16 protein-coding genes and 1 tRNA gene are annotated in these 14086 nt (G+C 31.6%); 2 read left to right on the top strand and 15 right to left on the bottom strand.

Annotated features, from left to right (window positions below; translation table 11 throughout):
- The coding region (locus tag ACH2CG_RS07515) for a M14 family zinc carboxypeptidase (protein WP_395063775.1) at nt 1-3005 on the bottom strand (3005 nt) is incomplete at its 3' end.
- Nucleotides 3006-3245: 240 nt separating this feature from the next.
- Nucleotides 3246-3319 (bottom strand) — tRNA-Met (locus ACH2CG_RS07510).
- A 144-nt stretch (nt 3320-3463) separates the two neighbouring features.
- Between ACH2CG_RS07510 and ACH2CG_RS07505 the strand changes: the two genes are divergently transcribed.
- Nucleotides 3464-3856, top strand: a complete 393-nt coding sequence (locus tag ACH2CG_RS07505) for an START-like domain-containing protein (protein ID WP_395063773.1) — start codon at nt 3464-3466, stop codon at nt 3854-3856.
- Between the two features lie 49 nt (nt 3857-3905).
- Nucleotides 3906-4736: an aminotransferase class IV gene (locus ACH2CG_RS07500; protein ID WP_395063771.1), complete on the top strand. Its 831-nt coding sequence runs from the start codon at nt 3906-3908 to the stop codon at nt 4734-4736.
- Here ACH2CG_RS07500 and ACH2CG_RS07495 read toward each other — a convergent pair.
- The 13 genes from ACH2CG_RS07495 to murQ form a co-directional block, all read right to left on the bottom strand.
- Entirely contained in the window at nt 4728-5288 is a 561-nt protein-coding gene (locus ACH2CG_RS07495) for a YqgE/AlgH family protein (RefSeq protein WP_395063769.1), read from the bottom strand. The two genes, ACH2CG_RS07500 and ACH2CG_RS07495, sit on opposite strands and share 9 nt — an antisense overlap.
- Nucleotides 5289-5399: 111 nt before the next feature.
- Nucleotides 5400-5672 carry an HU family DNA-binding protein gene (locus tag ACH2CG_RS07490; protein WP_395055022.1) on the bottom strand — a complete coding sequence of 91 codons (273 nt, stop codon included), beginning with the start codon at nt 5670-5672 and terminating at the stop codon, nt 5400-5402.
- Nucleotides 5673-5844: 172 nt separating this feature from the next.
- The gene (fmt, locus tag ACH2CG_RS07485) at nt 5845-6792 is read right to left on the bottom strand and encodes a methionyl-tRNA formyltransferase (protein ID WP_395063767.1); all 948 of its coding nucleotides are present in this window, start codon (nt 6790-6792) and stop codon (nt 5845-5847) included.
- A 10-nt stretch (nt 6793-6802) separates the two neighbouring features.
- Nucleotides 6803-8704 (bottom strand): ATP-dependent DNA helicase RecQ, encoded by a 1902-nt coding sequence (locus tag ACH2CG_RS07480; RefSeq protein WP_395063765.1) that lies wholly within the window; start codon nt 8702-8704, stop codon nt 6803-6805.
- A gap of 268 nt (nt 8705-8972) precedes the next feature.
- A complete protein-coding gene (locus tag ACH2CG_RS07475) occupies nt 8973-9473 on the bottom strand; it encodes a MepB family protein (protein ID WP_395063763.1) in 501 nt (166 codons plus the stop codon).
- A 7-nt stretch (nt 9474-9480) separates the two neighbouring features.
- Nucleotides 9481-10017, bottom strand: a complete 537-nt coding sequence (locus ACH2CG_RS07470) for an AAA family ATPase (RefSeq protein WP_395063761.1) — start codon at nt 10015-10017, stop codon at nt 9481-9483.
- A 193-nt stretch (nt 10018-10210) separates the two neighbouring features.
- Nucleotides 10211-11071 carry a TerC family protein gene (locus tag ACH2CG_RS07465; protein ID WP_395063759.1) on the bottom strand — a complete coding sequence of 287 codons (861 nt, stop codon included), beginning with the start codon at nt 11069-11071 and terminating at the stop codon, nt 10211-10213.
- A gap of 39 nt (nt 11072-11110) precedes the next feature.
- A complete protein-coding gene (locus ACH2CG_RS07460) occupies nt 11111-11506 on the bottom strand; it encodes a DNA topoisomerase IV (protein WP_395063757.1) in 396 nt (131 codons plus the stop codon).
- A 14-nt stretch (nt 11507-11520) separates the two neighbouring features.
- Nucleotides 11521-12093, bottom strand: coding sequence for a DUF1572 family protein (locus tag ACH2CG_RS07455; protein WP_395063755.1), 573 nt, complete (start codon nt 12091-12093; stop codon nt 11521-11523).
- Nucleotides 12083-12307, bottom strand: a complete 225-nt coding sequence (locus tag ACH2CG_RS07450) for a DUF6095 family protein (protein ID WP_395063753.1) — start codon at nt 12305-12307, stop codon at nt 12083-12085. The genes ACH2CG_RS07455 and ACH2CG_RS07450 overlap by 11 nt, the downstream gene beginning before the upstream one ends.
- 2 nt (nt 12308-12309) lie before the next feature.
- Nucleotides 12310-12771, bottom strand: coding sequence for a hypothetical protein (locus ACH2CG_RS07445; RefSeq protein WP_395063751.1), 462 nt, complete (start codon nt 12769-12771; stop codon nt 12310-12312).
- 29 nt (nt 12772-12800) lie between these two features.
- Nucleotides 12801-13235, bottom strand: coding sequence for a hypothetical protein (locus tag ACH2CG_RS07440; RefSeq protein ID WP_395063749.1), 435 nt, complete (start codon nt 13233-13235; stop codon nt 12801-12803).
- Nucleotides 13236-14051 (bottom strand): N-acetylmuramic acid 6-phosphate etherase, encoded by an 816-nt coding sequence (murQ, locus tag ACH2CG_RS07435; RefSeq protein WP_395063747.1) that lies wholly within the window; start codon nt 14049-14051, stop codon nt 13236-13238.
- Between the last annotated feature and the right edge of the window lie 35 nt (nt 14052-14086).

Below are 14086 nucleotides of genomic sequence, written 5' to 3'. Positions count from 1 at the left end.
GTTGCATAAGTCAAAGGCGAAGCAGTAGTTGCAGTAATAGTTCCAGAACAATTGTCTGTAGCTGTTGGAGCAGTAACTGTTACTGAACATTGTCCAGTAGCATTTGGCAAATTAGTAACATTAGCTACAGGCGCAGTAGTATCGTTTACGATAACTTGTTGCGTTTGAGTTGATGTATTTCCTTTCGCATCAGTATAAGTCCAAGTAATATTGAAAGTTCCTTGAGTTGCATAAGTTAAAGGCGAAGCAGTAGTTGCAGTAATAGTTCCAGAACAATTGTCTGTAGCTGTTGGAGCAGTAACTGTAGCATTACATTGACCAGTAATAGTTGGCAAATTAGTAACATTAGCTACAGGCGCAGTAGTATCGTTTAAGATAACTTGTTGCGTTTGAGTTGATGTAAGCCCATTTCCATCATTGTAAGTCCAAGTAATATTGAAAGTTCCTTGAGTAGAATATGTTAAAGGCGAAGCAGTCGTTGCTGTAATCGTTCCATAACAATTACTAGTTGCTGTTGGAGCAGTAACTGTTGCATTACATTGACCAGTGATAGTTGGAAGTGAAGCAATGTTGGCAACTGGTGCTGTACAATTCGAATTTATTGTAAACGTTTGAGCAGCAGTTGTAAAAGAGTTACATGTGCTAAAAACAGTGACGTTTGCAGTACCTGCAGTAGCAACATCAGCAGCAGAAATAGTGGCTGTTAATTCAGTTGAGCTTACAAATGTTGTAGTTCTGTTAGTTCCATTCCATCTTACAATTGCATCACCATTTACAAAGTTTGATCCAGTCACAGTCAAATTGAAACCTGCAGCTCCAGCAATTTTTGAAGTTGGAGAAACAGAAGACTCAATAGGATTTGGTTTTACAGTTACAATAACTTCATCTCTAATGCTTTTTATTGGAGCTAATTTCCAATTAAAAAATGGTAGAAAAGTTCCAGTTCCACTATTTGAAGTAATTGAAATATTTCCGCTTGTAATAGGATAAGTTATTCCTGATATTGCGCAAGTTAAACTCAATCCAGAAACTTCTCTTGAAACTAAACGTAATCCGGTTGCAACTGGTAAAAAGAAATCCAAATCAATATCTTGAGTTCCAGTTGACGTAATAAAGACTACTTTAGACTCAAGCATTACACCAGCGCTATTTTGTAATTCCACTAGAATTTGTCCAGTTGCTGACGGCGTAATTAAAACTGTTTTTAATTTTGTAGGTGAAGTACAATTAAAAATTAGATACCTATTTGCAACAGCAGTGTTATTTGAAACGGTTCCAGATACAGTTGTAGGACCAACATTTGGTGGTGTAACTTCACTTTCTACCCAGTAGGATGTTGTAGTATTTAGGGCAGGAGTTGTGTAAGATGCTGTTGATGCCAATATTGAAGTTGACGTTACAGAATTATACCATTTTATTGTTCCTGTACCTGTTGCAGTTAATGCAGCAGTTTGTCCTTGACAGATAGTTGCATCACTCGCCGTTGGAGTTGCGGTTGTAGGAACCATTGTTACATTTAACGTAGTTGCAGCACCATTTGTAAGAGTTGCAGAAATTGTTTGAGTTGCATATCCTGGAGCTTCAAATATTACATTGTAAGTTCCAGCAATTTGTACTTTATGATAATCTCCATTGGTTGGAGATGTTTCAACCCACGCACCAAATCCATCAGATGTTCCACTCACATACACTTTGGCGTGAATTGGATTTCCGTTTGCATCTGTTACAACACCTTGTAATCCATAACTTGCTTGTTTAACAAAATTTAATAAAGCTTGTCTATTTCTATCCCAATGGAATAATAAATTGGATGCTGCTGGAAATTTAGTAACAGAAATTTCAATTGTTACTTCTTTATTATGATTAAAATAATTATTATTATCTTGTCTACCTCCTTTAACGGTATACCATATTGCGCCATTGGTTGTTCCTGCAAATTGACCCGTACCATATACATCATCCATATAGTTTAAATTCCCATCGGCTGTTTGACACAACTGTGCATACTCTTGTGATGCATATCTAAAATAGGCGTCTTGTGGATGCACATTTGTTGCAGAAGCACCAGTAGCAGATGTAGAAGTATCCCAAGGAAAATTCACAACTTCTGCACCACCATGATAATTAGCAGCCAAAACAAAGTTTCTAGTTCTCTCAAAATTTAAAAAACTTAACGTTTCAGATTGAAATGCAAGTCCATCTGGATGAATACCACCAATATAATCTGGGTAGTTTCTGTTCATATCAACTCCAGCAGCATTTGCTCTAGTAGCTGTATTTCCAGTACTGTTCATCACATCATTTCCAGCTGTTTTATAAGATCCATCAGGATTCGCTAAGGGACAAATGTATAATTCTGTTCCGTTTACTAGATTGGTTATCTCGGCAAGAGTACCATAATTAGTTAATAAATAATCTATAAAATGAAGCATTGTTGGATATCCAGTAATTTCATCACCGTGCATTGACGATGTATATAAAAATTCTGGCTCTTTTTCATCTGTTGAAGCATTATCAGAAATTTTTAAAATATAAAGATTTCTACCATTAGGAGTAGTTCCAATGCTTTGTAGCGTACACAAGCTAGGGTAGGTTGTAGCCCAATATTGCATTTTGGCAACATATTCTGAATATTTAGGATAAGCATCCCAAGTTGTATCCCAGGCATTTGCAGCTCTGTTATAGTTAGACATGTCTTCTTGCGCAATCTCGTTGTCTTCTTTTGTTACTTTGTAAGATAAACCATAAGCCAAGAATTTTTTAAATTGATCCTTGTTTGCATACGCTTCAACTTCAAGTAATTGTTCGTCAACATGTTTATGACTAATAGATAGAAATTCATTAAGTTCTAAAAATTGTGCCTTACTAGTTGCTTTAAAAGTAAAAATAACTTCGCCTTTCTCTTTCAAATAACGATTGGCTTTTTCTAAATAACTATCTTTTTGAGCTAGTAATGAGCTTGAAAATAAGATAGTTAGGATAAAAATTAGAGTAAATTTTTTCATAATCTATTAGGGTTTTGAACTACAAACCTAAAGAATAAGTCAATTGAAACAAAAATATATATCGACAAAAAGCATATAAAATCGACAAAAAGCACTTTTAAGTAAAAAAATAAATTAATTCTTACAAAAAACTTGCTAAAACAAAATTATCTATTTTTGAAGAAAACAGACCATTAAATGCGATTATCATAAAAAATTTTACCAAAAAAAAACCCAAAGAATTAACTTTGGGTTTTCTTGTAGCGAGAGAGAGATTTGAACTCTCGACCTCAGGGTTATGAATCCTGCGCTCTAACCGACTGAGCTACCTCGCCAAAAATGCGTCAATGTATAATTTCATTGCGGGTGCAAATATAAGACTAATATAAGATTGACCAAATTTTATAATGAAAAAAAATATTTTTTTTCATTAAGGCATTTTTAAATAAAAATTATATATATTTCGCAAAAATTAGATCATGAATCCAAAAGTACGTTACGAAATTGAGTTTCCCATAAATTCATCACCACAATTGTTATATCAATATATTTCTACACCTTCAGGTTTGCAAGAATGGTTTGCCGATAGCGTAAACTCTAGAGGTGAATATTTTACTTTTGAATGGAATGATTCCGAAGAAAATGCACGTTTGGTTTCTAAAAAATCGGGTGAAAAAGTTAAGTTCAAGTGGCTAGATGAGAACAATAAAGATACTGATTATTTTTTTGAACTTAGAATTCTTGAAGATGAAATAACCAAAGATGTATCTTTAATGGTTATCGATTTTGCAATAGAAGATGAAGTTGACGAATCTAGACAACTATGGGAAAATCAAGTTTCCGATTTAAAACATGTTATTGGCTCTGCATAAAATCATTTTTTAAACTTATATTTGTCTCGTTTTTTAACGAGACTTTTTTATGATTAATTACAACGGACAAATCCTTTCTTCTTCAACAAATTTATCAAATTCTAATCGTAGTTTTCTTTATGGAGATGGCGTTTTTGAAACTTTAAAAATTGTTAACAATAAAATCCTTTTTCTTGAAGATCATTATTTTAGATTAATGTCTTCAATGAGAATTGTAAGAATGCAAATTCCAGATAACTTTACATTAGAATATATTGAAGAACAAATTTTGAACACTGCAAATGCTAACGATTGTCAAGATTCTGCACGTGTAAGATTTACAGTTTTTAGAAATGATGGTGGTTTTTACCTTCCAAAAACTAGAACAATATCTTTTTTAATCCAAGTTTTTCCGCTAGACGCTACTTTATATTCTTTCTCGGATGCTATTTATGAAGTTGATTTATATAAGGATTTTTTTATTTCCAAGCAGTTGCTTTCTACCATAAAAACAACTAACAAAATGATCAATATTACAGGAAGTATTTTTGCCGATGAAAATGATTTGCAAAACTGCCTGTTGCTCAATAATGAAAAGAATGTAGTTGAGGCTTTAAACGGAAATATATTTATGTTGCTAGGAAATAAATTAATAACTCCTTCTATAACCGATGGTTGTCTCAATGGAATTATGAGAAAGCAAGTGCTGCAATTAGCTAAAACAATTGAAACTATTGAAGTAATTGAAGATGCAATTTCACCATTTGATTTACAAAAAGCCGACGAATTATTTATTACTAATGTTATTGTAGGAATTCAACCTATAACAAAATATCGTAAAAAAGAATATAAAACAGATTTGTCCAATCAATTATTACTGGGTATAAACGCTTTAATTTAGAATTGGATTTTCTGGCGCATTCGACCAAATGATGTATTCGCCACCCAGTTCAATTATTTTTTCTTTCCAAAATTGTTTTGATGATTTACTTAAAATTGATGATTGGTAAGAGTTGTGTGTGATTATCCATGAATTTGCCAATAATTCTTCCTCTAGCTGATTTGCACCCCAACCGGTATAACCCAAAAAGAAACGAATGTCTTCTTTGTTGATTTTTCCTTCATTTATTAAGCTCTTAGTCAATTCGAAATCACCACCCCAAAAAATTCCATTAGATATTTCTATACTATTTGTTATAAGTTCAGGAATTGTATGTATAAAATAGAGGTTGTCTTGCTCTACTGGACCACCATTATATATTTTAAATGATGCTTCAATCTCGGGTAATAAATCGCTTATGGTATAATCTAAAGGTTTATTTAAAATGAAACCTACCGAACCTTCTTCATTGTGATCGGCTAATAAAATAACAGATCTATTGAATGATAAGTCTCCAATAATAGAAGGTTCTGCAATAAGTAGTTGGCCTTTTTGTAGTCTTTCTGATATCATTTTTTAACAATTTTAACTAAATGTACAAATAAAAGTTTTAAAACCAAACTTTATTATAAAAAAAAACCACTCGCCTTAACGAATGGTTTCTATATCAAAAGTGAAACTAGATTAGTTTACAGAACCTTCTAATTCTGCTCCAGCTTTAAATTTTACTACATTTTTAGCAGCGATTTTAATAGTTTTTCCAGTTTGTGGATTTCTTCCGTCTCTTGCAGCTCTGTTAGATACTGACCAAGAACCGAAACCTACTAAAGAAACTCTTCCACCTTTTTTCAAAGTAGAACCTACGTTTCCTAAAAATGATTCTAAAGCTAATTTTGCAGCAGCTTTTGTAATTCCTGCATCAGCAGCAATAGCATCGATTAATTCTGATTTGTTCATAATAATAGTTATTAATTGTTGGTTAAACATTTTTGTTAATCATAACAAATTTAGTAGAAAATACAGACCACACAAGCGATTGAAGACATTTTTACGTAATTTGTTAATAAATAGCGTTTTTTGTTAATAAAAGTTAATATTTAAACAATAAATTCCTATTTACTTCAATACTTTACAAGGCTTTTGTTTCTATAGAAAGTGCCATTCCATTCAATAATTCACTACTTGTCATTCGTTTTTTACCAGGAAACTGCAAACTAATAACTTCTAGAAACCCATTCTCTACTGCAATTTTAATTTCTTTTTTACTAGTAACGATGCTACCAATACTTAATTCATGTGGTTCGGTGGTTAATTTTACTTCATAAATTTTTACATTCCATTCTTCATTTTGATCCTTTATGAAACACCAGGCACTAGGATATGGCGATAATCCTCGTATTAAATTATAAATTTCTTTGCCCGATTTTGAAAAATCTATTTTACAATTCTCTTTGTTTAACTTATAAGCCGTCTTGATTTCTGATGAATCGGTTTGAATTGTAGTTTTAACCGCTCCTTTTTCTATCATTAATAAGGTTTCAACTACTGCTTCGCATCCTAAGTTCATTAATCTATCGTGCAATTCTCCTGCGCTTTCCAATGCTTTTATTGGCGTTTCTTTACTAAGTATCATTGCGCCAGTATCAATCTTGTCATCAATAAAGAAAGTCGTTACACCTGTTTTAGTCTCTCCGTTTATTATTGCCCAATTTATTGGTGCTGCTCCACGATAATTAGGTAGGAGCGAGGCATGCAAATTAAAAGTTCCTAGTTTTGGCATTTTCCAAACCGCTTCGGGCAACATTCTAAATGCTACAACAACATGTAAATTGGCATTTAAACTTTTTAGTGCAGCCAAAAAACTTTCTTCTTTTAAATTGGTGGGTTGTAATAAATTTAAATTGTGTTCTAATGCATATTCTTTTACTGCCGAATATTTTATTTTTTGTCCACGACCAGCAGGTTTATCTGCAGCAGTAATAACGCCTACAACATCGTAGTTATTTTTAATTATGGTGTCCAAAATGCCAACAGCAAATTCTGGTGTTCCCATAAAAACGATTTTTAATTTTTCCATGTGTGCTGAATTATTTCTGAATCTTTATTGAGTAATTATTATTTGATTTTACGATTATACTATCGGTTTCTAATAAATTTTGAAGCGCAAAGATAACATCGTCTTTTGGATATTTTGTCAACTTTTGAATATCTCTAGAATCTAATTCTTGAATTTCAAGTAATCCAATAATTTTTTCATGTAAGATAGCAAAATTGGTTTTAGTTTTTTTTTTAGAAATACAATACGAACATACACCACAATCTTTTGCTATTGTTTCTCCAAAGTAGTTTAATAGCAATTTATTCTTACAAATTTTGTCTTCCTTAATATAATCTACAACCGATTTTAATTGACTTATTTTCAGTTTATTTTGCACATCTAGATATTTTGCAACTCTATTTATGGTTCGTTCATCTTCGCGAACTTCATTAAAAGTAATGGTTGCATCGTTATTCTTGGCATGCAATTCTATAACTTGCTTTTCATGTAACTTGTGTAAAATTGCCATAACTTTATTTTCGTCACTGTTAGATTTTTTAGCAATTAGTGAAACATTAATTATCGATTGTGAATCATAAATACCAGGATTATTTCGTAAAACGGTAAGTATAATTTCTTCATCTTGTTTATGTAAACTCATGTACCGCATGACTTCTTTAGACGGAATAATAAATTGTAAGGTAATTTTTTCTGAAAACTCTTGCGATAAATTGATTATTGCCTGTCGGTCTAGAAATTGTAGCGCATTATATACTTTTACTATTGGCAAACTGTATTTTGTACAAAAGTGATTAATATTGAAGTTAAACTTTTCGTCAATTCCTTCGCCATAAGCAATTTGAAAATAGTTGCATAGTTTTAAAAACACCAAATTTAGAAATGCTTTATCAGATAGGATACTTAAAAATTGCGATTCAACATGAATTACATCGGAAGGATTTGTTAGTAAAACAGCAAATGCCTTTTCTCCATTTCTTCCTGCTCGTCCAGCTTCTTGATAATAATTTTCTAGATTGGGCGGAATATGTAAATGTAATACTGTTTTTACATTGGCTTTATCAATTCCCATCCCAAAAGCATTAGTAGCAACCATAATTTGTACTTTTTCATCCATCCACAGTTTCATGTGATTGTCTTTTTCTTTAGACGATAAGCCACCATGATAGTAAGTTGAAGAAAAACCTAACGATTGTAATTGTCTAACGGTATCGGTACACGCTTTTCTATTAGTAACATAAATGATTGATGGTTGTTTGTTTTTTTTTAAAATTTGCTCCATTAAATGCAGTTTGTCTTCTACATTAAACACCATATATGCTAAGTTTTCTCTTGCAAAAGATTTAGTAAAAACTGCTGGTTTTTCAAGTTCTAGCTGCGCTATAATGTCTTCTTGAACTCTTTTTGTAGCCGATGCAGTTAAAGCCAAAAATGGAATTTTAGGGAAATATTCTTTAAGTTTCGAAATTTTTAAATAGGCCGGTCTAAAATCGTGACCCCATTGCGAAACACAATGCGCTTCATCAACAGCAATTAAATTTACAGGAAGATTTTTAATTCGTTCAAGAATCCAATCGTTCTGCAATCGCTCTGGCGAAACATATAAAAACTTGAAATTTCCAAATTCGCAATTGTCTAATAAATCAATTATCTCATCTTGATGAATTCCACCAGTTAATGCTATGGCTTTAATTCCGCGATTGTGAAGGTTGGCAACTTGATCTTTCATCAAGGCTATCAATGGCGATATTACTAGACAAATACCATCCATCATCATTGCAGGAACTTGAAATGTAATTGATTTTCCGCCACCAGTTGGCATTAATACAAAGGTATCTTTTCCTGATAAAACCGAAGCAATTACTTCTTCTTGCGGAGTTCTAAACGCATCGTGATTCCAATATTTTTGAAGGATTTCTAACGGTTTAGACATTTTAATTAATTGCAAATTAATAATTGAAAATTAGGAATATTTAGTAAAAGTACTAAAAACATAAAATATAATTGAATTAATATCCTTTGGTTGTAACTAATTGTAACTACAATCATTGCTTAAATCTAGAAATCAACCAATTTAGATACCTTGAAAAAAAATAGTACTACAATTACTTAGTCTAATTTACTCTTGAATTTCGTCAATAAAGTGAAAAGTCTTTTTATACATCTTCAAGATAAAAACTATTTAAATTGAATTGCTTTGACTACTTTGTTTCTAGATTTTGTGAGTAAAGTGACTTTGCTTCTGATAAATTTACTGGAATTTCTAAAAAGTGATTGAGTTGCCATTTTTGAGTTTGTTGCGCTTGTTTGTTCAGCGTTTTGTCCCAAGATGGGTATATCCTAAAACCTAGTTTTCCTTTTTTAGATAAACTTTTAATGTATCCTTTTTGTTCTAAAAGCGATTTTGGAAACACAAATTGTCCAAAATGGGTTGCTGTTTTTGTATTAATAACAACTAAATCAAAACTATCGGAAGTAGAAAAAGGTTCAATTACTCCATCAATACGTTTCCATAATGTTACAAATTGACCAATTTTGGTAGGTGTTATTTTAGCTTCTCTAAAAATTATTTTAAGATTATTTAAATCAAAATTAGCAGCAAAATAATCTTGACTTTCTTTTTCAATATGTAGATTTTTAATTTCTAAATCTAGTTTTTCAAAAACCAATGCTGACGTCTCCTCAAGTTTAAGTCGTGTCATTAAATACTTACTTTAAAACTTCTAAAATGAAATCTATTCTTTCTTCAACAGTTCCTTTTGGTACTTCAATTAAGTTGTAACCATATTTTTGATAGGTTTCTGTAAGATGATTGTAAATTAATCGTGCTTGTTCAAAATTTTCATATCGCTCATCGTCACTTACATAAATTTCTTCCCAAGGCGGAAGAATAAATATTTTTGTGTACACATGTTCGCGGCAAGCATGGTCAAAGAAAGATGGATAACTGTCGCCTATATAATGCATGTAGGCAAGAACATCTGGAATTCCTCGATCTAGAAATACAATTTCATGAAGCTCGATAGTGGCGTTGTTAAATTGTTTTTTTCTTCCTTCTAATAATAATTCGCTAAACAATAACGGATTTTCTAGAAACAATTGTTCAATTCCTTGCTTTTTTGCCTCCATGGTAACTTCGCGTGAAATCTCGGGATAACAGCAATATCCTTTGGTTGATAAACCGTCTATGATAGTTGTTTTTCCTGTTCCTGGTCCGCCAATGATAACTACAATTTCTTTTGCCAAAATTTTTGAAATAAGGCGCAAATTTATTGAATTGTTTTAGATAATTGGGGTTGTTTTAGGATTTTATTTTTATAGAATATAAAAGTAGCCTAGAAATAGAAAATAAAAAATGCCACTCTATGAAAATGGCATTTTTTATAGTATTAAAATAAATAATATTTATCAATCATTAAAAAGCAGTAACTACTTTTTGTTAATCTGTTAAATCATTATCTTCTAGTTCTTTGTCAATAATTTTACTGTTTTTTAATACTATTGGTTTGTTATTTTTGCGCATTTTTATGTTTAAAAACTCTACAAAAAGTGAGAAGAAAATGGCAAAATATAAATATCCTTTTGGAATAATACCAACTTCGGTGTCGTTTCCAAATTTGAAATGTGCTAAATGCGAACCTTCAGCAAGTAGCATCACTCCAATTAATATCAAAAAGGATAATCCTAGTATTTGAATAGTAGGATGTTCGTTGACGAATTTAGAAACTGGTCCGGCAAAAATCATCATGATAACAATTGAAATTACTACGGCTAGAATCATAATTATTATGGCACCTTCTGGTCCAAAACCACCTTCGATAGGCGATTTCATGCTTATCATTCCAATTGCTGTTAAAATACTGTCAAATGAAAAAACGATGTTTAAAAGTGCAATTTGAATTACTGCTTTAGAAAGGCTAGATGCCGCTTTTCCTGAAGTAGATTCTTCTTCACCTTCCATCTTGTGATGAATTTCTGAAACCGATTTATACAAAAGGAACATTCCGCCACCAAAAATTATTAAACTTTGTCCAGTAATGTGTGCTTCAAAAAATCCCCAATCTATAGCTAAAATTGTTTCTTGCAAGCTTAATACCCAAGTGATTCCAAAAAGTAATAAAATTCTGAATGCCATTGCCAATAAAAGTCCTATTCTACGTGCTTTGGGTTGGTCTTTTTCTTCTAGTTTACCAGAAACGATAGACAAGAAAACAATGTTGTCTATTCCTAGAATGATTTCTAAAAAAGTTAATGTTAGTAAAGCAACCCATGCATTTGGATTTGAAATTAATTCGATCATTATTGGTAAAAGTTTAAATTATAAAATAGTTTTACGTAATTATTTAATTTTTGTTACACTTCCTTGTTGTTTTTTAGTTTCACCAACAAAAGAATATTCAAAAGTATAGGTTTTGTCTTTGGTTGTTAAAAATTTCATTGAAATGGCTTTTTTTTCGGCTCTATTTCTTGGATGTAATTTTTGTAAAATAAATTCATAATCGTTTACCCAACGCACAGAAGCAGTATCGGTTCTACCATTATAGGTTTCTATTTGTAGTTTGTCTGTTCTTTCAAATGTGGTAATTTCTTTTTTACCATTAATTGTTTGTGCAAACTCAAATGTACCAGTTTTAAAATCTTTGGTGTTGCATTCGGGTTGTTTTTGGCAAGAGAAAAGCAGTATGAAAAATAAAAATAATAGAAATAATTGATATTTGGATTTTGAAATTGTCATTGAAATTGTTTTTTTTATTTTAATTTTTGTACTTCGTCATCAGTAAAATTCTTGATGCTTTTATCTTTAGAAAATTTATTGGCATTATAATTTTTAGAATTGTTTTTCGCAATAGAAAGACTTGTCCATTCTTCCTTTTTTAGCATTTTAGCATAAAATACAATTTGACCAATATGATAAGGATAATGTGCCAATTGACGGTTTATCGCTTCAACTATAGTATGACCTTCGTTTCTAATATAAATAATATCAGTTAGCTGGTCTGGTGTTAATGAATTTATGGCATTTAAAAAACAATCCCAACCGTCGTTCCACACTTTTAGCAGTTCTTCTTTTGTTTTGATAGTATTTTCAAATTCGTCATCACGATTGCGCCATTCTTTTTCTCCATCGGAAGTTAAAAAATCAGTCCAACGCGAAAGCATATTGCCCGAAAGATGTTTAATAATTGTAGCAATAGAATTGGTGTCTTCATTCACTGAAACATACAATTGCTCTGGTTGTAACTGTTCCATTGCTTTTTCTCCCAATAACTTGTAATAGAGAAATTGCTTTTTCGTGCTTTCTAAATAGAAATTATTTATCATTGAAAAGAGCGTCAGTCATTGTTTTTAAACCTTTAAATGCTAGAAATACTGAGGTTATACATATGGCACATCCAATTACTAAAACCAAATAATGCCAGTTGGTATGCTTGTTCATAAAAGCATTGTACATTACGCTTGGACCAATAAACATTAAGGGCAAAGCACCAAATAAATATTTTACACCTTTAGCTAATAAATCTTTGTTGGTTGCCATTTTTAAAATCGAATTTGTACTCCATATCCGTGTTGATTGGCTATGAAATTAAGTTCTAAATTGGAATTGCTTGTACCAGGATTTTTTAATCCTTCGTTGTAAATATCGATTCCTTCTTTTATTTTTCTATTCTTGCCCGATAAAATCGGTATGGATGCAATTAAAGCTCCAGCGCCAATATAGGTAGCAATTGTTGGATAATTTACATCAGAAACTAAACCTACTACTAAATCGGTTACCACCAATGCACCTCCAAATCCTATCAAGAAACCACCAGTAGATTCTTTACTCAATCCCGATTTAAACCGGCTTAATGCTTTATAATTAGTTATCAATAATTGTTTGGTTTCTCGTGTAGAAATTTGCTTTCCGTTTACATAATATTTTCCTTTTTCCAATGTTATTTCTTGAGAGAAACAAGTTATAGATAATAAAATGGTTAGTGCTAAAAATAGTTTTTTCATAGTTTAGTTTTTTAATTGAAATATCTTTTTTAAATGCTATAAAAATATAAAAACAGATTGGTAATTACGATACAAATTCCAATAATTATAAAACCCATAGGGATAATATCGTCTAATTTGCTATCTGTTATAATATCTATTTTACCATCATTTTCTATATAATATATTTTTAATGAGTAAGGTAAATTTCTATAAGGTTTAAGTGAAGTTCCTATCGAATGTTTAATTTGCCTAGCAACTCCTTTTGAATCGGTAAATTTAATTACAGGATAATAGTAAGTTGTAGTTCTGTCTGTAGAATAACTTTTTTCAGGGCTATAACTTATTATTTCACCTTTAGTTGCAATTCCGTTTTTTCTAATAGAATCTGTTTTTTGGTTTTGAAATAATCCAATAATCAAGAAGATAAATCCTAAAGTTAGATAAATCACAAAATTTTTATTTGAAATTAAAAAATCAATCATTTAATTGTTGTTAAATCCATCAACTGCCTTGCGAACGCTTCCAAACGTTTTTAATAATTCACTTGCTTTTTCATAAGTTACAGGAATTTCTCCCATAATCATTTTAACACCACGATCAACCAATTTTTCATTACTCAATTGCATGTCAACCATTTTGTTGCCTTTTACTTTTCCGAGTTGTATCATGGTAGCTGTTGAAATCATATTTAAAACCAGTTTTTGTGCCGTTCCAGCTTTCATTCGGGAACTTCCTGTTATAAATTCGGGTCCAACTACAACTTCAATCGGGAAATGAGCAGTTAACGCCAACGGACTTCCTTCATTACAAGTAATACAACCTGTAGTAATATTGTTTTCATTGCATCGTTCTAATCCCGAAATTACATAAGGCGTAGTTCCTGATGCAGCAATGCCAATTACAACATCATTTTCAGCAATATTTTGTTCCTGCAAATCCATCCAGGCTTGCGTTGTATTGTCTTCGGCATTTTCTACAGCTCTTCTTATGGCTTTGTCACCACCAGCAATAATTCCGTTTACCAAATCGAATGGCACTCCAAAAGTTGGCGGACATTCTGAAGCATCAACAATTCCCAATCGGCCAGAAGTTCCAGCGCCAATATAAAAAAGTCTGCCTCCAAGTTTCATTTTTTCTACAACTTTAGAAACCAAAATTTCAATTTGAGGTAGTGCTTTTTCAACGGCTAACGGAACGGTTTTATCTTCGTTATTGATGTTTTGCAGCAATTGTGCAACCGACATTTTTTCTAAATGTTCGTATTTGGAGGATTGCTCTGTTGTTTTTGTGAAGTTCATAGTAAAGTTCTAAGATTCTGAGGCACTAAGATACA

Source organism: Flavobacterium sp., assembly GCF_043778725.1.
GTDB lineage: Bacteria > Bacteroidota > Bacteroidia > Flavobacteriales > Flavobacteriaceae > Flavobacterium.
Note: the sequence above shows the minus strand (reverse complement) of the source record. Positions and strands in the feature narration are given on the sequence as shown.